The organism is Pseudomonas sp. UMAB-40, from assembly GCF_900095275.1.
Classification (GTDB): Bacteria; Pseudomonadota; Gammaproteobacteria; order Pseudomonadales; family Pseudomonadaceae; genus Aquipseudomonas; species Aquipseudomonas mandelii_B.
In genome coordinates, this window is record NZ_LT607564.1 from 114,746 (window position 1) to 132,767 (window position 18,022).

Annotated in this window: 37 protein-coding genes; 22 read left to right on the forward strand and 15 right to left on the reverse strand. The window is 55.3% G+C overall.

Annotated features, from left to right (window positions below):
• Positions 1–4 precede the first annotated feature (4 nt).
• The 8 genes from K0F88_RS20170 to K0F88_RS20205 all read left to right on the forward strand — a co-directional run bounded on the left by K0F88_RS20170 (position 5) and on the right by K0F88_RS20205 (position 3,254).
• Positions 5–265 (forward strand): hypothetical protein, encoded by a 261-nt coding sequence (locus tag K0F88_RS20170; RefSeq protein ID WP_219096258.1) that lies wholly within the window; start codon positions 5–7, stop codon positions 263–265.
• Between the two features lie 35 nt (positions 266–300).
• On the forward strand, positions 301–765 hold the full coding sequence (locus tag K0F88_RS20175; RefSeq protein WP_219096259.1) for a hypothetical protein: 465 nt from the start codon (positions 301–303) through the stop codon (positions 763–765).
• 141 nt (positions 766–906) lie between these two features.
• Positions 907–1,113, forward strand: coding sequence for a hypothetical protein (locus tag K0F88_RS20180; protein ID WP_219096260.1), 207 nt, complete (start codon positions 907–909; stop codon positions 1,111–1,113).
• A gap of 182 nt (positions 1,114–1,295) precedes the next feature.
• On the forward strand, positions 1,296–1,481 hold the full coding sequence (locus K0F88_RS20185; protein ID WP_219096261.1) for a hypothetical protein: 186 nt from the start codon (positions 1,296–1,298) through the stop codon (positions 1,479–1,481).
• Between the two features lie 12 nt (positions 1,482–1,493).
• On the forward strand, positions 1,494–1,766 hold the full coding sequence (locus K0F88_RS20190) for a hypothetical protein (RefSeq protein ID WP_219096262.1): 273 nt from the start codon (positions 1,494–1,496) through the stop codon (positions 1,764–1,766).
• Between the two features lie 106 nt (positions 1,767–1,872).
• Positions 1,873–2,325: a hypothetical protein gene (locus tag K0F88_RS20195; RefSeq protein WP_219096263.1), complete on the forward strand. Its 453-nt coding sequence runs from the start codon at positions 1,873–1,875 to the stop codon at positions 2,323–2,325.
• A gap of 113 nt (positions 2,326–2,438) precedes the next feature.
• Positions 2,439–2,702: a hypothetical protein gene (locus K0F88_RS20200; protein ID WP_219096264.1), complete on the forward strand. Its 264-nt coding sequence runs from the start codon at positions 2,439–2,441 to the stop codon at positions 2,700–2,702.
• A 117-nt stretch (positions 2,703–2,819) separates the two neighbouring features.
• Positions 2,820–3,254 (forward strand): hypothetical protein, encoded by a 435-nt coding sequence (locus tag K0F88_RS20205; protein WP_219096265.1) that lies wholly within the window; start codon positions 2,820–2,822, stop codon positions 3,252–3,254.
• Positions 3,255–3,382: 128 nt separating this feature from the next.
• Here K0F88_RS20205 and K0F88_RS20210 read toward each other — a convergent pair whose 3' ends face one another.
• The 10 genes from K0F88_RS20210 to K0F88_RS20255 form a co-directional block, all read right to left on the reverse strand.
• Positions 3,383–3,685: a hypothetical protein gene (locus K0F88_RS20210; RefSeq protein ID WP_219096266.1), complete on the reverse strand. Its 303-nt coding sequence runs from the start codon at positions 3,683–3,685 to the stop codon at positions 3,383–3,385.
• A gap of 313 nt (positions 3,686–3,998) precedes the next feature.
• Positions 3,999–4,220 carry a hypothetical protein gene (locus K0F88_RS20215; RefSeq protein WP_219096267.1) on the reverse strand — a complete coding sequence of 74 codons (222 nt, stop codon included), beginning with the start codon at positions 4,218–4,220 and terminating at the stop codon, positions 3,999–4,001.
• Between the two features lie 126 nt (positions 4,221–4,346).
• Positions 4,347–4,835 (reverse strand): hypothetical protein, encoded by a 489-nt coding sequence (locus K0F88_RS20220; RefSeq protein ID WP_219096268.1) that lies wholly within the window; start codon positions 4,833–4,835, stop codon positions 4,347–4,349.
• 107 nt (positions 4,836–4,942) lie between these two features.
• Complete coding sequence (locus K0F88_RS20225; protein WP_219096269.1) at positions 4,943–5,191, reverse strand: hypothetical protein; 249 nt, start codon at positions 5,189–5,191, stop codon at positions 4,943–4,945.
• Positions 5,192–5,305: 114 nt separating this feature from the next.
• Positions 5,306–5,668, reverse strand: coding sequence for a TrfB-related DNA-binding protein (locus K0F88_RS20230; RefSeq protein ID WP_219096270.1), 363 nt, complete (start codon positions 5,666–5,668; stop codon positions 5,306–5,308).
• Between the two features lie 89 nt (positions 5,669–5,757).
• Complete coding sequence (locus K0F88_RS20235; RefSeq protein ID WP_219096271.1) at positions 5,758–6,081, reverse strand: adhesin biosynthesis transcription regulatory family protein; 324 nt, start codon at positions 6,079–6,081, stop codon at positions 5,758–5,760.
• 168 nt (positions 6,082–6,249) lie between these two features.
• Positions 6,250–6,795 carry a hypothetical protein gene (locus K0F88_RS20240; protein WP_219096272.1) on the reverse strand — a complete coding sequence of 182 codons (546 nt, stop codon included), beginning with the start codon at positions 6,793–6,795 and terminating at the stop codon, positions 6,250–6,252.
• On the reverse strand, positions 6,792–7,046 hold the full coding sequence (locus K0F88_RS20245) for a hypothetical protein (protein ID WP_219096273.1): 255 nt from the start codon (positions 7,044–7,046) through the stop codon (positions 6,792–6,794). Before K0F88_RS20245 ends, K0F88_RS20240 begins: the two co-directional genes overlap by 4 nt.
• A gap of 87 nt (positions 7,047–7,133) precedes the next feature.
• Positions 7,134–7,439, reverse strand: coding sequence for a hypothetical protein (locus tag K0F88_RS20250; protein WP_219096274.1), 306 nt, complete (start codon positions 7,437–7,439; stop codon positions 7,134–7,136).
• 478 nt (positions 7,440–7,917) lie between these two features.
• Complete coding sequence (locus tag K0F88_RS20255; RefSeq protein WP_219096275.1) at positions 7,918–8,211, reverse strand: hypothetical protein; 294 nt, start codon at positions 8,209–8,211, stop codon at positions 7,918–7,920.
• A 2-nt stretch (positions 8,212–8,213) separates the two neighbouring features.
• Between K0F88_RS20255 and K0F88_RS20260 the strand changes: the two genes are divergently transcribed.
• From K0F88_RS20260 to K0F88_RS20280, 5 genes are all read left to right on the forward strand, one after another.
• Positions 8,214–8,504: a hypothetical protein gene (locus K0F88_RS20260; RefSeq protein WP_219096276.1), complete on the forward strand. Its 291-nt coding sequence runs from the start codon at positions 8,214–8,216 to the stop codon at positions 8,502–8,504.
• A gap of 132 nt (positions 8,505–8,636) precedes the next feature.
• On the forward strand, positions 8,637–8,891 hold the full coding sequence (locus tag K0F88_RS20265) for a hypothetical protein (RefSeq protein WP_219096277.1): 255 nt from the start codon (positions 8,637–8,639) through the stop codon (positions 8,889–8,891).
• A 37-nt stretch (positions 8,892–8,928) separates the two neighbouring features.
• Positions 8,929–9,573, forward strand: coding sequence for a hypothetical protein (locus tag K0F88_RS20270; protein ID WP_219096278.1), 645 nt, complete (start codon positions 8,929–8,931; stop codon positions 9,571–9,573).
• Positions 9,574–9,586: 13 nt separating this feature from the next.
• Positions 9,587–10,090 (forward strand): hypothetical protein, encoded by a 504-nt coding sequence (locus K0F88_RS20275; RefSeq protein WP_219096279.1) that lies wholly within the window; start codon positions 9,587–9,589, stop codon positions 10,088–10,090.
• Between the two features lie 109 nt (positions 10,091–10,199).
• Entirely contained in the window at positions 10,200–10,448 is a 249-nt protein-coding gene (locus tag K0F88_RS20280) for an antirestriction protein ArdR (RefSeq protein WP_219096280.1), read from the forward strand.
• 20 nt (positions 10,449–10,468) lie between these two features.
• Here K0F88_RS20280 and K0F88_RS20285 read toward each other — a convergent pair whose 3' ends face one another.
• Positions 10,469–11,485 (reverse strand): hypothetical protein, encoded by a 1,017-nt coding sequence (locus K0F88_RS20285; RefSeq protein WP_219096281.1) that lies wholly within the window; start codon positions 11,483–11,485, stop codon positions 10,469–10,471.
• Positions 11,486–11,673: 188 nt separating this feature from the next.
• Between K0F88_RS20285 and K0F88_RS20290 the strand changes: the two genes are divergently transcribed.
• Positions 11,674–12,501, forward strand: a complete 828-nt coding sequence (locus K0F88_RS20290) for a hypothetical protein (RefSeq protein WP_219096282.1) — start codon at positions 11,674–11,676, stop codon at positions 12,499–12,501.
• Positions 12,502–12,606: 105 nt separating this feature from the next.
• On the opposite strand, the gene K0F88_RS20295 is transcribed toward K0F88_RS20290, so the two are convergent.
• Positions 12,607–12,849: a hypothetical protein gene (locus K0F88_RS20295; protein ID WP_219096283.1), complete on the reverse strand. Its 243-nt coding sequence runs from the start codon at positions 12,847–12,849 to the stop codon at positions 12,607–12,609.
• A gap of 51 nt (positions 12,850–12,900) precedes the next feature.
• Positions 12,901–13,206 (reverse strand): hypothetical protein, encoded by a 306-nt coding sequence (locus K0F88_RS20300; RefSeq protein WP_219096284.1) that lies wholly within the window; start codon positions 13,204–13,206, stop codon positions 12,901–12,903.
• A 160-nt stretch (positions 13,207–13,366) separates the two neighbouring features.
• Between K0F88_RS20300 and K0F88_RS20305 the strand changes: the two genes are divergently transcribed.
• From K0F88_RS20305 to K0F88_RS20335, 7 genes are all read left to right on the forward strand, one after another.
• Positions 13,367–13,540, forward strand: a complete 174-nt coding sequence (locus K0F88_RS20305) for a hypothetical protein (RefSeq protein WP_219096285.1) — start codon at positions 13,367–13,369, stop codon at positions 13,538–13,540.
• Between the two features lie 56 nt (positions 13,541–13,596).
• Positions 13,597–13,899, forward strand: a complete 303-nt coding sequence (locus K0F88_RS20310) for a hypothetical protein (protein WP_219096286.1) — start codon at positions 13,597–13,599, stop codon at positions 13,897–13,899.
• A 63-nt stretch (positions 13,900–13,962) separates the two neighbouring features.
• Positions 13,963–14,184 (forward strand): hypothetical protein, encoded by a 222-nt coding sequence (locus K0F88_RS20315; RefSeq protein ID WP_219096287.1) that lies wholly within the window; start codon positions 13,963–13,965, stop codon positions 14,182–14,184.
• A 47-nt stretch (positions 14,185–14,231) separates the two neighbouring features.
• Positions 14,232–14,477 carry a hypothetical protein gene (locus K0F88_RS20320; RefSeq protein ID WP_219096288.1) on the forward strand — a complete coding sequence of 82 codons (246 nt, stop codon included), beginning with the start codon at positions 14,232–14,234 and terminating at the stop codon, positions 14,475–14,477.
• A 26-nt stretch (positions 14,478–14,503) separates the two neighbouring features.
• Positions 14,504–14,686 carry a hypothetical protein gene (locus tag K0F88_RS20325; protein WP_219096289.1) on the forward strand — a complete coding sequence of 61 codons (183 nt, stop codon included), beginning with the start codon at positions 14,504–14,506 and terminating at the stop codon, positions 14,684–14,686.
• Between the two features lie 104 nt (positions 14,687–14,790).
• Positions 14,791–15,069, forward strand: a complete 279-nt coding sequence (locus K0F88_RS20330; RefSeq protein ID WP_219096290.1) for a hypothetical protein — start codon at positions 14,791–14,793, stop codon at positions 15,067–15,069.
• Positions 15,070–15,110: 41 nt separating this feature from the next.
• Positions 15,111–15,473 carry a hypothetical protein gene (locus K0F88_RS20335; protein WP_219096291.1) on the forward strand — a complete coding sequence of 121 codons (363 nt, stop codon included), beginning with the start codon at positions 15,111–15,113 and terminating at the stop codon, positions 15,471–15,473.
• Positions 15,474–15,497: 24 nt separating this feature from the next.
• On the opposite strand, the gene K0F88_RS20340 is transcribed toward K0F88_RS20335, so the two are convergent.
• A complete protein-coding gene (locus K0F88_RS20340) occupies positions 15,498–16,514 on the reverse strand; it encodes a hypothetical protein (protein ID WP_219096292.1) in 1,017 nt (338 codons plus the stop codon).
• Positions 16,515–16,517: 3 nt separating this feature from the next.
• Here K0F88_RS20340 and K0F88_RS20345 point away from each other — a divergent pair, with 3 nt between their 5' ends.
• Positions 16,518–17,081, forward strand: a complete 564-nt coding sequence (locus tag K0F88_RS20345; protein WP_219096293.1) for a hypothetical protein — start codon at positions 16,518–16,520, stop codon at positions 17,079–17,081.
• Positions 17,082–17,129: 48 nt separating this feature from the next.
• Here the strand turns inward: K0F88_RS20345 and K0F88_RS20350 are convergent, their stop codons facing one another.
• Complete coding sequence (locus K0F88_RS20350) at positions 17,130–17,615, reverse strand: hypothetical protein (protein WP_219096294.1); 486 nt, start codon at positions 17,613–17,615, stop codon at positions 17,130–17,132.
• Positions 17,616–18,022: the final 407 nt, after the last annotated feature.

Sequence of the window (18,022 nt, forward strand, 5' to 3'; positions counted from 1 at the left end):
GCAGATGGTCGAACCATTGTGGCGCGAGTTCAGGACTAGCAGCTGGGCGCGTGCCGACGGCGCTGGTGCCTCGCAGCCACATGGTCCGGACGATCAGCCTGAAGCGGACTATTGGCTGGCGTGGGCGCCCTACATCACTGGCGACAGTTCCGATGTCGGTCACCCAACACAGATTTTCAAGCGCCGCTTCAAAACCAAAGAAGCCGCAATGGCCCACGCCGACAAGACGTGGCCACCAGGTAAATGGCAAGACCACCATAGCTGATCATCCATGTTTCAAATTACAGGAAGGAATCAACCTTGAAATTCAAACTGAACAATCTGTTGCTCGCCGTGCTGTTGCCAATGATGGCTGGGTCAGCATTCGCTGGTGCCCCTTACAACGTGTTCCTCAGCGGGCAGGTCATGAAAGGCGATACTGCGATCAATTCATTTGCTGCGCCCATTCGTATTGGTGGCACCTTTCCCGTAAAGGCTGAGGTCGGTAATGGCGCGGGTAAGTTGCTTTCTGAGGTCAATGTAACCATCACGCCGAAGGGTGTCGTAGGCAACAACGTGCTGGTTGTGGTGACTGGATACTTGATCCAATACCCAGGCACTGGCAAACACACGGGTGATGTAGTTCCAGGCCCCATCTCCGATACGAACTATTTCTCCCAGACGGTCGAAATCCCACAGGGGCAGCCTACGGTGTTTCCGTTTGGCGACTGCAAGACTCCAACGACCTGTTCCCACTCAATCGTTTTGAGCGCATCGGCGCAGTGATGAGCCGCGCGCCAATGTAATTTGGCCTGATCAGCACAGTAAGGATTGTTCGCTTCAGACATGCTCGACAGTTGTTGACGGTTCTGTTTATCAGAACTAGAATACCCCTATCAAACACTCATTTACCGATAGGATGTAGTCATGGCCAACCGCAACGAACAGTTTCTATCCGTGATCGATAGCGCCACAAAAAACGCGATTCTTGAGTCCATCGCTGTTCATTACGGAAAAACTACCCAGGAAATCTTTGCAGAAGTTGTTGGCGCAGATGCCGAGCACTTGTTGGATTACATGGTTGAGCCGATGCGTTCGGCCACGTCGGTTGTCATGCAGCGCCGGGGGTTTTGATATGGGCACTTTGCGCGACCGTTACGAAATCTACGTCCAGCAAGCCACCCAGCTTGGCTGGGAGGTGAAAACCGTCGATGAGTGGTTGAACTCCTAATCATCCCTATCAAGCCCGCCCCGTGCGGGCCAAACCAGTAAAGGGACGCTCATTTTCGCGTCCGTGAAATCGAAGGCGCGAAGCGATGAATCACTACCAGCAACTGATCGCAGACGAAATCCTTTCAGTGCAAGGCCAGAAAGACTACTGCCTGAGCGTGTTGTCTGCCGGTGGTTTTGAAAGTTGGCAATCCAAGGAGTACAGCGCACTGGTTGAGCAGTACGACCAAAAGCTGACCGAGTTGAACAACCGCCTGCCTTTGGCTGGCTAAAGGAAGCGTGAAATGAATCACAAGCAAGCTCTTTCGGACTACGAGACGTTACGCGCCATCGCGATTGGTGAACCTCACGATGCAGGTGAAATCCTCGAACAGATCGGTAACAAGATGCTCAGTCGCCCGACTGCGAAGGAAGCGACAAAGCATCTTTGCCAGCTGATCGAATTCTACTTTGATCTCGGCGGGCCACAGGGCGAATCACTGCGCGAGATTCCAGAAGCTCACGAAATCTTCGTCCGTCACATGCTCGTTAACGACGATGAAGAAGATGGCGATTAGGAAAGGTCGCCTAAGGTACATCACAAGCCCCGCCGTCAAACGTGGGGCAAGGTGCATAGAAGGATGCCCATTATCGCATCCGCGTGAACGTCAGAAGGACGCAGCAATGACCGTGACGATTGTCCCTATAGTACAGGGTACGACTACGACCCATGACTTCATATCTGTGACGAGCGGCGGACGCCGCATGAAAATCAGTGTTGAGGCCAGCAATGACATCACCGCCGATGCAGTTCGTGAAGATCTAGCGGCCTCACTGGCACCAGGTTCTAAAGTGCACCTGAGCGCAGATACGGATCCGCATATTCTTCTTGCTGCATTGGGCTTATGGGCAGTCCTGGCGGCTGTTGTCTTCTTGCTGCTGGTCCTTTGCGACCTCGCAGGCTTGCACACCATGGGTTACAACGCTTTTACTTTTCCCGAGTCGTGGCACGGGTTTTTCGCTCGCCAAACAATCGGTACAGTTTTACTGCGACTTCATTTAATCCTGCTCGCGGTGATTTTACTCATTGCAGTCATCTGCGCATTTTGGCCTGGCAAGAAGGACGTAAAAGCCTAGGGATTTCCGCCGCACCATCAGCCCGCCATCGTCGCGGGCTTCGCAGTGCCAGGGCGCAGTTGTCGCGCGGTGGTCGTTAACCCGCTATCTATCTCAAGGAATCAGCATTCGCCATGGCTACCCTGCCCCCGATTCACGAGGTTAAAGCCTGCCCGCATTGCGGAAATGACGATGAGTTTTACGTCATGCAGACCTACAGCGGGCGTGGCGTTTATCGGCGGGGCTTTGACGGCTATGTCACCGACAACACGGATATGTACGACTGCCTCAGCGCGAAAGTAAGCAAGCGAGCGTACTGCGCAACTTGCCACAAGCCGGTGGCCCAGTGGGACGAAGAAGCAGATAGCCCGCATTACGGCAAACAGCGTTACCCTTGACAGGAAGTGCACCAGGTACACAAGCCACGCGTAAGCGGGGCTGAGTCGTTAGGGCGCCGATCCGGTGCCCGTATGACAGTCAGCAACGGTCGGATATCGACTTTTTGTGGAGGCGTCATGACAAACCCTTTGAGAGAACCTGCGACTTTTACATCCAACTACTGGGCTGAGCGTGCGGAAGCGCTGCGAGCGGCGGTCGCGATAGGTAAGTCGGACTTGGATCCGGTGGTGCTGGAGGTAGCGCTCAGGGGCGCCGAAGACGTTCTGCAATTGGAGGTCGAGCTGGCCGACAGCCCCCTTGTCGGCTGGACCTACAACGACAACGAAGTAAGCGATCTGGTGGCGGCCCGTTCAGCTGATCAGACCCTCGCGATCCTCAAGGCCGAATACCCTGAGCGCGCACACTATCCCGAGTGCATTGATCGAGTTGATGACAACGGGTTCATGAATCGGACGTGGTGCTTCGAGGAAACTCCCGAAGAGAAATTCACTTGGCCTGAGTTCATCAAGCGCATCACCATCCCTCGGCATCTGGCGGGTGTTTTCAACTAGTCAAGGCCGATAGCGGTGCATCTGCCGCCGCTACAACAAAAGGCGAATGGCGGGCGCGGCGGGCGCCCAGCCCCACCATCACTACGCCGCTAGGTTCGAATGCAAACTCTTAAGCCTGCGCTGGCTGTTCAGCGATTCCGTTCGCGTTCCAGCTCTTCAAAATGACACCAGAGCCACGCAGCGCTGCCAAAAACAATCGCTCCGCAGATTGAAGCAGTTTGCAACGGCATCATCTGGTTGGCGACCAAGAAATGGCTAGCACCCCACCAGATGCCAGAGCAGATCAAAGCACCGATAGCCGCTGTGCACAAAACGGCAGCGAAACCGATTAGCGCATACGGTTTGGGTTTCTGCTCAACCGGCGCCGTCGGCATCGCGTTGCCGCCGTTACCCTGGATCAATCTCAAATTACCGCGCGGACCTTTCTTCACGGTTGACCCCTTCAGGAAACATCGTAGTCACGCATAAGCGTGTTGTCGGCCAATGGCTGCTCACGCAGCGTCTGGAGGATAACGTGGCTATCTGGAACCTGGCGCAGCACGGAGCGCAGTTGTTCGAGGCATCGAAGGAGGCTTCGACGTCGACATCAGGAAAGCCGGACGCGTCCGGGTGAGTCGTCCAGCTCGCGGCGATACCAGCATGCTCAGCGGCACGAATGAATGCGTCAGCGTCATGGTGACACTCTGCGCGAAATGAGAATACAGGCATCAGGTAGCCCTCTAAGCGATCAGTTGGGGTAGACGTTTATTGTTGTCGGATGCAGCGGCGCAGATAGTTTGCTTCTGCGTATTTGCACAGGTAGGCGACAAAGATGATCAGCCCTGCGAGTTGGCTATTGCCTGGAACGTCGGCCCGAAGAACCGTCAGCAGGATCGCAACCGAGAGAATTACAAACGCCACCACACTGAGCACTGTGGCCTTCTTCTTGTTCGTCTGAATCGACGCCGGTGTAATGTCTTGGCTCATGTTTCTGTACCTGTCAGTGCCGGACGCTAAACGCGCATCCCTTTACGGCGAAAGCCCGCAGGCGCGGGCTAAAGACATCAGCGGGTAGAGGCCGGCTTTGCCGGGTGGGGGGAAAGATCTAAGGCGTCAGGCCTTGCCCAGCTTTTCCCGTTCACGCTCGGCGGCGTAGGCGATAGCCCACTCCTCAGCTGCCTTGCTCTCCAGATCCAGCTTATCGGCCGGCACCAGTTGGTGGAACTTTGGTGATTCGAGCCACTTCTCCATGAGCGCGGAGAACTCATCAATCTCCTCCTCGCCGCCCATGTCCAAGTCTTCAAAAGGCACCGGCCCGAGGTAATGCCAAGAGAACTCCTCAGAGACCTCCCCATCAATGCTCTTGCCGTCGGAGTCTTGAATTACCACGACTTCCAGTTTGCCCGCGTATGGCGCCACACCCAGGTAATTGCAGCCATCGAAATTGGCAAGCGTGCCCTGAGGCATGGACATAAGCTGCTTGGCCACCACGAACGCCACCTGCTGCATCCGGTGGTAGTGGACGTCGTATTCCGGGTATGTCTCGCGCACGCCATCAGGGCGAGTACAGGCCAATACCTTGAGCGTTTCGTTGAGTTCCATGACTGACTCCGTGGCTGCTTGACCCGAGGAGGCGCTCGCAGACTGATGATCGAGGTTGAAAAAAACCCCGCATTCGATGGCGGGGTTTAGTGTTTTGCCGTTGCCGATTAGTGGCTGCGGGTCAGTTCAGGCAGGCCGTCAGGGCAGCCGAAGGCGCACGAATCTTGGTAGATCGGAGCTTCACCCATGGTCAGTTGAGCGATGCGAACGTCTGGAATCTCGGTGTACTTCTCCGGGTTCGCAGCGCGATCAGCGACGGCATCGGCGTGCAGCTTGTCGATGGTGGTGCAGCCTGTGTTTGCCAGAGCGAACATTGCTACGAGGCCGAATGCTGCGATTTTGGTCAGTGCTTTCATGGTGTTGCTCCTAGGATTGAGATTCAGAGACTGTTTGTCGCTGATGGCCCCATTCTAAGGAGATTCTGCGAGCCTGTAAACCCCGTAAACTGTTTATTTACAGGATTTACTAAATTATTTTTCGCCCTTCCATTTTTCAAGCTCGGCATTGACCTCGGCACGCACCTTTACTGACATTTCTTTGGACATCATGCCCTGATACAGCACCCAGTCATTGGGCACGCCCACCAGGGCGGCACGGACACGGTTCATGGCGCCATTGGCGCTTTGTTTGGACATGCCACACAGGGCCGCCGCGACTGTCAGCCCTTTCCTCTCTACAAGCACCAGGCGGGCCAGATCCACCGTTTGCAGGGTCAGCGAGTAGAACTTGTCTCGGCTGTCTTCGAACTCTTGCGCCGTCATGCTGGTGGGCGCCAGTTTAAGAGCCTCCTCCTGCCATGCTTGTTCTGCTGGCGACAATTTACGGGTTGTCATGTGTGACCTCGAACATTTGCTAATCGGAATCGCAGGGCCAGTGTTGCGGAAGATCCCATGGAGCCGAGTGGTGATAATTGGCTGGCGCTTCAGTTCTGTTCGCCGTCCTCAGTAGCATCTACCGGTCGAGGGTCGCTTGCGGCGACTACCGTGCTTGTCGGGACGACCGTGTAAAACTTGCTGATGCGTGCCGCGTATTCATGTGCTGCCTTGATTTTCGTCAGCCGGGTGTAAAAGTGCGACTTGTTGAGGTCGTGTTTTTCAATGACAGCCTTTGCCGTCATTCCGCCTACCAGGTGATCGCGCAAAGCAGCGACAACCGCCTCGCCACTGATCTTTGTCCCGTCCAGAAGCATCAAGAAATGCTCCTCTGTCACGGAACCCACAATGAGCGGTTCAATTACCTCAGACATTCATAACTCCCTACTCACACGAGCCAGCTCAGAACCCCAAGCTGGATTTGCCAATACAAATTCTATGCAATGATCGCATTGTAGAGCTGGCGCTGAAAGCAAGTTGGCCAGTTGCCGAATATTTGTGCGGCTCGCCTGCATCCCGCTGTTTCCCTCCCCCGCGAAGCGTCATTGCCCAGCAGCCTTCGCATTGCTGGTGCTTGTGGGCGCAGGCGAGTAGTCGCGCCTCACCGAGTCTGAGGCGAGGAACACAACCTCAGGTGACGCCAGCGCGGTATCCAGGTCGACTTTGTTGCCGGACACCGACCAATAGCGCTGGAGGTGATTGAGCGGGATGCCGAGCAGCTGCGCAGCGGTCTTTTGCGTGCGCGCCGCTACGATAGTTCTGAGTTGCTTACCTTGCGTGTAGGTGAGGCCGAGAAACACCTTGAGCGGCGACGTGCGCCCATTGGCGGCCTTTACCAAATACTTTGCATGGCAGTTAGGCCCAATGCCCCAGACGCCCATGTAACCTGCGTCCGTCGTGTTCGCGGCATCTTCAGCTGTTTCCGCCCATGCTCCCCCGCCGACCACCGTAGCGGTGTGAGCGAATGGTTGCGCAACGACCTTGCCACAAATGGCGCAGGGTAACTCGCCGTCGCCAAGGCGCGATTCGTTTTCATGGAACCTCGCACCACTGAAAGGAAGCACGGTGTACCGGTTGAGTTCGGTCATGACTGAGCACCCTTCGTGAGCAGAGTGAAGGTCACGGTGCGACCAGACGCAAGAATGGCCTTGTAGCGATAGACGTCGCCGCGATGGTGAATACGCATGCTCTTGACGGGCTGCCCGAGAAAGCAAGCGGCGTCACGCATGATGGAGTCGACAATTGACTCATCGCTCTGTGTTGTGGCTTCGCGACGCTCCCCGCCTTCGATGCTATAGGGCGTGGTGAATACCTTGTGTTCCGTCTGGGCTGCTTCCATATCGCTCTCCGTGAAGGTGCCATCTCTTAGCAGCCGACTCACAAACTGAATCGGCTCCTAACAGGGCCGGCGCACCGGCCAAGGCGATCAGAACGCGGGGGTATAAAACTCTTTTTTCAGTGTGGCGGTGGGCGCGACCTGAAGTTGCCCGAACGGGCTTGCCTTGCTCGCCGACCAGACCCAGTGATCGAGATTCAGCGTGCCGCGAGTACTTACTGCGACAAGCAGGCGCTCAGCATTCACGGACGAGGAGAACAGCTCTTCATGGATCAGTTGCTCCCACGACTCATCGGAGCCAGGCAGCACTTGCACCTGAACGCGGAAACCGACTGGGTGACGGGATTGAATAACCTCGATTTGGGTACGCATCTTGGCGAAGGTAAACGAATTCATGAGCTAATTCCTGATGGCGTTGATCTGCCACGAGTATACACATAAATATATACTGGTATAGATCATGGTATAAACAAACTGTAATATTTCGTGGACATGATAGGCACGTGTGCCTATTATCTGTCTTAGGCACGTGTGCCTATACACCCACCGCGCGCAGACAAGCACATGAACAATCGAGAACGTCTTAAGCACTTGCTAGAAGTGCACGATATAAAACAGAAGCGATGCGCCGAATTGATAGCGGCCGTTACAGGCTGCCCCTGCTCTGAACGCGCTGTACGGTCTTGGCTGAATGATCCGCTAAAGCCCAGTTCGCGAGGCTGCCCAGACTGGGCAGTGAAGGCGCTAGAGAAGGCCATCGATTTCATGGAGCGTGCAGTCGCACTACGAAACGAGGCGCGACAGGCAGCTCAGTAGAAAGGCTTCAATGAATGCTCCCCCAGCTGGTCAATAACGCACGTCCGGTCGCCGGACCTCAAGGAGAAAAATAATGGTCATGAGCATCCCAGTCGAGACGGTAGAGAAAGGCGACAGAATTGAGGTTTGGCTTGAGGATGCCCCCAAGGTTGTCGTTGTAGGCGAGATTACCGAAGGGGTGACAATTCGCACCTTCCAGGTAAGCCACGGTAGTGCCGCCTTTGAGCTGAATGTTCCTCGCGGGTATACGGTGAATCTCACCTGTTAACGACCTGCCCTGCTTGCGCGGGGCCTGTCGAAAGTCCTCTTTCAAAAGTCGGCTTTCAACAGCCACAATCAAAATGGAAATCACACATGTCGCGCCAATTCCTTTTGCATGATGTTCAGCAGGCGGCCGCTGCACTAAGAGAGGCGCAAATAAGCCTGAGCCTTGCGATCAAGCAGGCCTACCCACTCGGCACCAAGATCATTGCGAAGATTGGCGAGCGCAAGCTGACGGTTTGTGTGACGGGCTACGGAGCCAACTGGTCGTCGCCAGGTGTTCTGATTGGCGATAACGTTTCAACCGGCAAAAGTCGCCGCTTCAACCACACTGCGATTATTCAAACAGACGAAGAAGAGAGCGAGCCATGCGATATGCGCTGAGCGTTGCGAAGCATTATCTGACAGGAAAGCTCACCGCAAGGCATGCCATTTACGCACTGCGCGTAAAGCCGGTCGCCGTTGCGAGCAAGGGCCGCACTTGGGTTATCGACCCTGACTTCGAGGGCTGAGGATATGACCTTGCTTGTAGAGCGCAGCGAAGACATGAGCCCTGATGGCAGGTTGTCCCTGTTCATGGATGTAGATGGTGATATCCATGTGAAGGTGCTCCCCCCGATGGAGCGCAAAGACGACTACGCCCCTTCTGTCGAATTCGTTACCCATTGCGCCCGAAGCCCCAGAACTATCGTTGCGCTTCAGGCGCTGATCGAGGCCATGCGTCTCGATAACGAAGAACGCCCGCTGACTGGTTCGTTCACGCTGGAATAGCATCTAATCGACCACCACCGTTCCAATGGAGATGCACATGTTTTTGCGAGATAAGATCGAGGCGGCCATTACCGCAGCGCAGGGCGATAACAAAGAAGCGGCGATGAACGTTTGCGTCCTGCTGAATCAAGAAATGGAATTGTCAGGCAACGGCTGGTTTGAAGGTGATGATGAACTTGGCGCGGTCCTGCAAGCGCAAGAGGCTGCTAGCGTGCGAGATGAGGGTTTTGTTGAGTCGTCGCCCACTTTCGTAGAAATGCTCCACCTCGGCAGGGCACATGATTTTGATGTGATCAACTACGGCAGTCCCAAGTCGGCCAGCGTGACTGCATACGACCCCTTCACATTACCTCTTGCGGCGAACACGGGCGGTCAGAATGCAGCGACCTGCTACTTCAAAGGGATCGTCAGAGATGCTATTGCGGACCCCTTTAAGGACGTCGTTCAATTTGTTCGTGTGCATCCGTCAAGCTTGACCGGACTTCCACCAGGTCAATCGTTTGGCCAATTCGAAGCGATGGAGTCTCTGGATCCTGAAGAGCAAATCGTAATTGCGAGACAGCAGGACGGATGGCAAGTGATGGTTGGCAAGGTTTCGGAAGGTGCTTCAGTCTTCACCGGGATTGTGACCCATGAAGAGTTAAATGAATTTTCTGTACGTTCGATCAAGCATGGGAATTGATTAGGTGAAGGCAATGAATCGATTGCTGGGCGACAGCTTACCGCCGCTTACAGATGCCCAAGTTGAAGCTGGCGCTCGCCCAGGTGAAAGCTGGGACCAAGCCCGCGACCGTTTGATGCATGAGCGCGCAGCGGCGACCAACCAAAGCGCGCTGAGCGAGCTTGAGTGGAAGCGGTTCGTAGATCTGATCGACGACATCCAGCGGGTGAGTATCGAGTGGCTACACCAATCAAAGGGCCGCAACACTAATTACTTGTTGAACCAGGTACGCGGCCTATTTGAGTATTGCTGTGCGCTGGCCGAAGGGCGTGCCGTCGAATTACCGCCACTCGATCAGATGCAATACGGTTTGTTCGATGAAGTCTATGTGTTGCTATCGAAGCTGCTTAGGAGTGAAACGGAGTGGCTGCCAGAAAGCTTTATTGGCCTGCTGGATGTGCTGAGTCACCCGGATCCTTACGACTACCTGCTGAGCTTGGAAGCGGACGGATGCTTGAGAATGGTCTTGAAGGGCTAAGCCATCCGCGAATAGGCACGTGTGCCTATTTGGCTGTTATAGGCACGCGTGCCTATTGTGGCGACTCGCTGCAACGCCGATGCCGCAAACTCAAATACTCGGGGAAATAATGAGCGAACTCATTCGAGCGCTACACACTACCGCGACTCATTGGCGCAAAGCCAATCAGGAGCACCGTGGCGGCGTTGTACTGATCTGGCAGGGCGAAGTGTATGGCTGGAAGGATTGCGTTCGTGATGCGAGCCATGAGCGCCCCGGCGTCTATGCCGTCGACGAGGCTGGTCATGTGTTCATCGCCGAGGGCGGTGACTACCAGAATGGCGCAAAGGCTTGGGTCGCGGTAAACCCGGATATCTGAGCACAAACGAACCCACCGATTCACTCCCCATCACCACCTTCAGGTTGCTCCTCGGCAGACGTCTCAACCCCGTCCGGATTCATCTGCATAATCTCGTGCGGCTTCTTTTCAGTCCCTGTGCACCAGAACCGTAGTGCGGGGCGCCCCCAGGCATTGCCTTTGCACGGCGGATGCGGACATTGGAATTTGCTTTTACTGAGGTTTTTCGGCGCCGTGCGCTGCTCAATACCAAGCTGGGCCAATTGATCCGGCTGAGCGTGGACGAAGACTTTCATCTTGGGTGCATCAGGGGCTTGTTTACTGTCCGCCGCTGGCGCTGGATTGTGCTCAGGCGCGAATGCGTTGATATTTGGACCTTGGGGCAGTTCTTTGTCCGGACCATCAACGGAGGTGGTCTCACCACCCTCCTCACCTTCCGCCTCATACGCCGCGATCAGAGTATCGAGCGATGTCTTCGTGCCCTCAGCTGGTGCCTCAGCATGGGCTAAACTTTTAATGGACTCATCACGCTCAAAGGGCAACTCCTCATCGGCCGGCATCTGCGGCGGGAAGCGGTCCATCCACGAAAGTTGGAAGTCGGTTTCAAGTAGGCGTTGAGTTGCTAGGTCAAACAGGCCGCCTTCGATGATGTACGTTTCGACGCTATCACCAGTGCGCCTGCCGCCAGGCTTGCCGGTATCGGTCGGCATCAGTCCAATGGACTCACACATGTCGGCCCATTCCTTGTTGCGGTAACGCCGGCGCGGTGGCTTAGAGCCGGAATTCAGCAGCAGATCCAACGTCACCATTTCTCGGGCAAGCACACTCAGCGTTTCCGGAATTGACCGAACCACAAAGTAAATTGGATTCAGCGCAATTTCATGCGTGTTTTCGCCGCTTCCCATGTTCACAAATTGGTTGGCGCTGAAGTACCCATAGGTATCGTGCTGGCGCTGGAGCGTAATCATCGTTTCAGGAAGGCGCGACTCGAACAGCTCGGTGTTCAGAAAGTCGTAGGCTTGCTGCAATTCTGAGTAGGTCTCGCGTGTCGGCTTCAAGTCGCCCTCCTTCTGGATCGTACAATCCACTTTATTTGCGTTCCGTGCTGGCGCTTTGCTCAGCAACGTAAAATAATCCTATACCATGTTACCCGAACATCGACGAGTACGCTCCAGGGCATTGCTCGATGTCGACGCAATGCATGCCAACGACCTGTAGCCATAAGCCAGACGACGAAGGAAAGAGAATGTCTACGACCTCCCCCGGAAGTAACCGCAGCCCCACGGAAGATGCTCCAGCCCACCTGAGCAAGCTTTCACCGCAACAGGCTCAGCTGTATGAGCTGGTTACAGCGATCTGGCCGTCAGCGCCATCGAGCGAGCTTGCAGGCAAGGCGACATTGAGTGAGCTGGTCCGGCTTGCATCTTCTGATGAACTTCCATCGGATCGACAAGCGCAGCTGATCCTGTACCTGTACGCGATACCGGGTTACGGCCTCACTGGCGCAGAGGAGGAGGTCGAGCGCCACCATGGCGTTGTGCTGGCGTTCCTACAGCGCGAGGTCTTCATTCACACCGCCGCTGGCGCCAAGGCAGCGACAACCAAAACCACAGCAGAGCGATTCACGCCGCGCACCAGGTGGAACCTTTGCCAGACCCTGAGCGGGAACTGGCGGCTGATCGCCAACGCTGTTTCGCTTCTGTTATTCGTCAGCATGCTTGTCGGTCTTGTGCGGGGTTTTTTCAGTAGTCCATCGCTTGATCTGGACGAACTAACCAAGACCGGCGTGTTGGCCGTCGCGGTAGCGGTGTCGGCGCGATGTGCCAAGCATGTTGGTGCAGTGGCCGGCTATAAACTCGCCCTCCTCGACGGACCAACACCGCCACTCCCGTTGCTTCACACATTCGAGCTAGTGGCGCTGTCGGCTGTAGCGTTCGCCGGATCCCTGCTCGCTCCAAAGCTCTGGGAGTCCAGCACGGTGGAGATGTTTCTTTACCTGACGTCCACCGTAGCGATGATTACTGCTGCTGGCGCTGTTGGCCCACGCAAGGCCAAATCCATCGCCAACAAATAAGACAATGCCCAGCGCAAGGCTGGGCATGTGGTCAACTGTTGCTCTCGGCGACCGACTTACAATATCGGTGCAGAACAGGCCCCGGCTTGCCGGGGGTGAAGCGGGTTAAAAGCCTCGACGCAAAAGCTCCGCATCAAGCTCGGCGAGTACTTCTGGAACGCGGTGCTTGTTGGCCTCATAAGCTGCAACTCTCTCATTGAAGCTTTTTCGCACGCCCAGAACTACACCACCGAACGAAGATTGGAACATTTCGCTATGGGTGTCTGTCACGGTTTCCGAGCCGAATAAAATGCGAGCGGCGGTGAGAACATCGCTGATGTCTTGGGTGTGCATTGTTTGTAGGTTCATGGCTCTTACTCTCCGAACATTGATACTGCGCCCTGTAGTCGGGCGGAGGCGTTAGTAGATGCTGCGACCGATCAGGCCATTGATGTCGAGACCGGCATCCTCACCGCGCATACCGGCAGCCATGCCAGCCGCACGCACCAGCTCCAGCCAAAGCGGACTGTCTTCGCGCATGTAGCCATGGGCGAATGCAGTCTTGTCTTCTTGCGATTTGCCTTCAAAGACGTTCTCGGCGTCGACGCACTGATCAGCCAGGTACGCGCCGGTCTTCTTCTCAAGAGCCTCAAGATCGGCTTGCAGGGCGAAGTACTGTTGTTTGTGGGTCAGCGGTGCCTGTTGGTGCAGGGTTGGGAGGCTCATGCGGGTGTCTCCAGCAGATCGTTTGGGTGGCCTTTACTTTACCATAAAGGGTAAACATATCAAGCAAAACAATTTACCATAAAAGGTAAACCAATACTTGTATGGTTTACCCTTTATGGTAAACTGAACTTACTAGAGCGAACCGCTGAGGCGAAATCTGATGAAAGTTCAAATCACCCAAACACTGACCCGCACCATCGTTATCGACGTGCCTGACACCAACGAAAAGGAAGCGATTGATTCAGCGGTGAACTCGCTGGCCGACTACGACGCAGGGGATTGGGATTGCACTTTTGAGCCGGTCTCTCAAGAAGCCAACGTCGTCCACAACTAAACCGCCAAACGTCAATCAGGCCTCGCCTACGGGGCCTGATGAGAGAGGGAAAGATGATGAACACAGAATTGAATGTCTCGAAAGTTGCGCTCGTTGGTCCTGTCGTGAATTTTGAAGTCGCTGCGATGGCGTCCACCGACACTCTCTGGTTCAGCGACCGCTCTGATGCTGATCGCTTCATGAGTGCGGTTGTCGCCGCTGGCAACGAAGCTTCCCTGTGCATTGATGAGGAGGCCCACGAGTTCAATGACCCGGACGTTTACGGCGTCACCTACAGCGGTTTCGAGGTCACCCAGCACAGTGAGACCCCGTACAGCGCCTGCGGCCGCCGAGCCTCGCGCTTCTACTGCCACGATTGAAATGAATACCGACCCGGTTCGCCGGGTCACCGAATCAAGTTACGGCCCCAGGAGCACAAGACGATGGCAAGAATAGTGAAACGGTATTTGGTGGGCATCTCGTACAAAGACGGCTCGGCAGACAACGACCTCATCCAAGGTTTCTCCGCTGCGTGCGAAAAGGCTGAAAAGGCATCCTTGTCGGCTGACGTCATCGAGTCATCGGTATGGCGGAACTGGACGCCGATCCGCGATTACAAGGAAGGCATCGTCGTCAAAGAGCACAATGGAACGCAAGCTTACTGAAGCGCGGCCTGCCCCGGTTCGCCGGGGCTCACTAAGGGAGCTGCTGCATGACGAATATTCATAGCATTCATCCGCTTGATAAAACCCGATCCACAGTGGGTGAAGAAATCGATGCGATGGATTGGGAGTTCAGCAACCTCGCCCGGTTGCTGACTGAGCTGGAGACGCAGCCGGACGAGTCGACACGCACCTTTATTGCTAAAGAGGCCCGACGACGACTTGATAGGCTGGTTCAGCGTGCGTACAGGGCGAAACAAATTACTTGCGGGTTGAAGGTTACGAAAACCAGCTAGATCAGCTAACCATCAGGAAGATACAGATGAGTGAATACACCGTTTGGGAAGAGGCAATTATCGAGTTAGTCGCTGAAGCTCTCGATGCCAGCCGCTCTGACGCCGCAGGCGTTGTTGAAGCTCAACCGTTTTACATGCAGCAATCGTGGGGCAAAGGGATGGATGCAAAGGAGACGGCTGAGAAGATTCTTGCAGAAGTCCGCCAGTAGTACTGCTCAGCGATAGCGCAACCTGCCCCAGTTCGCCGGGGCCTGTCGAAAGCTCTCTTTCTCAAGTCGGCTTTCAACAGTCACAGACAGCACGGATACCAGCAATGGCCAAGCACGCGGTACTGAGCAAGACCACTCTGAACTTTGCCGAGCGCCACGGCTACAGCTTGGAATTTGATTCAAGCGACGACGTTATTAGCGTCTTCGAGGGTGACAACGACTGCGAGCCGCTGTTCACCATTCAGCACTGCAATGGCGAATTCTTTTATAGAGGCAATATCTACTTGCCGGAAGAAATCAAAGTGGAGCTGCCTCACTGGATGCCTGATGAGCTGAGGCTGCGCCGTGTAATTGCGTTCGTTGCATCTGCCCGCAAAGCGTAACAACCCATCCTATTCACTGGTCACCCTTCAAGGAATTCAGAATGAGCGAATCATCAAGCACGCTGCCAACCGTAGCCGATATCGACAAGGCCCAAGCACTCATCGACGAGCTTAAGTTGATGCACCCAGACATCAAGTGGGCGGTGTACCCGCTCGGGGATTATGACCAGTACGCCGAAATTGATGCGCCTGAGTGGCTTGTGAGTTACGGCAACGAGGAACAGGATCTGGATGATGGCTTGGTCGACCCCTATTCCACGATGCTTGGTGAGGCGGGAGAGCCCGCAGCGTGGGGGATTTCTGAGAAGGCTGCCCAACTGATCCAAGCTCACAACAAAGTTTTCATGGCGAAGTATCCCAACTGCGATGGCCCACGCTACTTGGCGACACTCACGAAAAGGTAAAGCAGTAGGCCCGCTCCAGCGCTGCTACGCTGGAGCAGCATTGATGATCGAGCGCACCCAGGCAGTGCCGCCCAGCTTCAGCAGCTTGTCCCACTCTTCGGCCGTAGCGCGCAGAGTGAAACCCTTTGATGGGCTGTCGGCATCATCGAAAGCAAATTGCTTTTTCGTTTTTGGAATCCGCGCCTTGGCAAGTTTACCGCGCACCCACGCCGCGCCGCCGAGGGACTTCAGGCGAGTGCTTTCAGCTTCAGTCAATCGCACCAGGTGATTCTGGCGAACCTCGCCCTGCTTGGCTGTATTGCCGCGAGCACTCTCACCCAGTTTACGCTTGAGCAGGGCCTGCTCAGCGTCAGACGCAGGTTTGATCATGCGCCATTCCTGCTCATCATCACGACGCTCGAACACAGCGCCGTAGTCGTGGCCCATCAGAAGAACACGAATTGGATCGAGGCCATCGCCAACATCCGTTTGAGACAAATCGATCTTCACCTGACCGCGCTTTGCGAGCAGCTGATGATTCACGTCAAGCAGCTCACCGGCAAACAGAACGGACTTGGCAGCTACTGCTCGGGTTAGGCCATCGCGCGTGATCGCATGCCCAGTGCAACGAGCATTGATCGAGTCACGCGACCAGCGATCCAGCAATGCGATGCACCGGTAGCAGGTCACGTCGTTGATGGACCCCTCGAACTCGTAAAGCGTGGTTTTAGCTGGTGAGCCGCACAGCAACTCCCACGCATCACACGTGAACTCACCGAACTTGAATGCTTCGGTAACCTGGGCGTGCACCGCTGGCGCTCGCCCTACCCTATCCTCGGCGCGCGAGACAGGCGCAACCTTCAGGCCACCAACAAAGCCTTTTTCATAGTCGTATGAAGCCATCATCAGCCCTGAGTGAGTAGTCGAAATTCTCGCTATATCGCGCAAGCATACGCGGCGAACGCCTTCGCAAGCAAACAACGATATTTGCAAATCAATTTTCTTGTGATCGGGTTGCCCCATCGCTAAGATAGGGTGACTTGAGGATGCGATAGGTTTCAATCAATGCCAATCAAAGTGGTGTGCGTGACCAAGGCTGACGGCCTGACGCGCGAGCGCGTGATTCTCGAAAAGGCTTCGACTGCCGTGAACTTGATCGCGATTGCTGATCGGTTCCTGGCGCTCCAGCATCAGCACGCGCTGGCCAATGGTGCAGAGTTCGTTGACCTACGCTGCGTACTGGATGAACACCACATCCCGACACGGTGGCTGATTGAAACGTGCACGACCGCGTTCAACCTGATGCGGGCAAAACTCTTCACAGAGAACGGGTTTGCTGTTTACAAGCACGAAGCTGATGTTGAGTGCTTCATGAAAGTTGTGCGTGCTGGCGGATTGCTTGAAGGGATGCCGGCGCCGAAGTGGATGGGCCGCCTTGTGAAGAGCGCCCAGTCGAAGGTTGCTCGTGGCGCTCCGTCACCGTCGACCGCATCCACGTCAGCAGCTGGCGCTGAAATATCAGCGGCTCAACCTGAATCGGCAGTTTCTGAACCAATAGCTGCGCCAGTGAAACCACCTCGCCGATTGAGCCCCGGCAACCTTGGCAAGATTGGCAACCTCGCAGAGTAGCGGCAGGCTGTAACGGTTTTACTGCGGAGTGGCGCCCCTGCCCTGCCCTTACAGCAACTCTGGATCATGTTCGAGCATTTCTGCAATATCGTTTTCAACGGACATGACCCACTGTTTTCTCTTCCGCCCCAGGTTCACCTTTACCTCTTCGATCATGACGCATGCCGCTTGTGCGCCGCTGGACTCAATCAGCTTGTGCCGGGTTTTCAGCTTGCCGATCCGGATCATCAAGAATCGCGCCTGACTGGTCAGTAACTGGTGACTGGTGAACTGTAGGTGATTGACACCCATCAGTCGTGGCGTAGGGCGGAACACAAACTGACCAACGCTGTATCCGGCCGTGTTAGTCCGCCCCAGCAACCTGAGTGCCAATCCACTCCAGCCTGAAGTGCAGCGATCTCTGGTCGTATCAGGTGGAGAGCCGTCCCCCGCCGTCACTGTCAGCAACTCAACAGCGAACCAGGTGCAGCGCAATCCACGGCATCGCACGCTGGCGCCGTACTGGAGGCTGTCAAGTTCTTCACGTTTGGACATGGTGGGTGCAATCCTGAATGGAGGGTGCCGTCTGGCGGCTACTTTGCGGCGAGCTTTACCCGTACTGGGGTCATATGCTTACATGCCTGCCGCAACATCGTAGCGTAATACTAAACCCTGCATAACTGTATAAATAAACAGTGTACCGTTCATCACACAAACTAGGGTAGTATCCGGCGGTGTTGTACCACGCTCAGACGTGGAACGTACCACGCAGAATTTGCACGCAGAGAGCAGAAGCTCCGTAAGTGCCTATGAGCCAACGTTTTTAGCGGAACGTTGATTCAAAAGTTCCAGGCTGGAACTTTGCAGAACGAACATCGTTCGACGAATTTGAGTGGCCACTGGCCGAAACAAACATGGGGGGCGCAGGCAAAAAAAACCGGCAAATACATTAGAGACCTTAA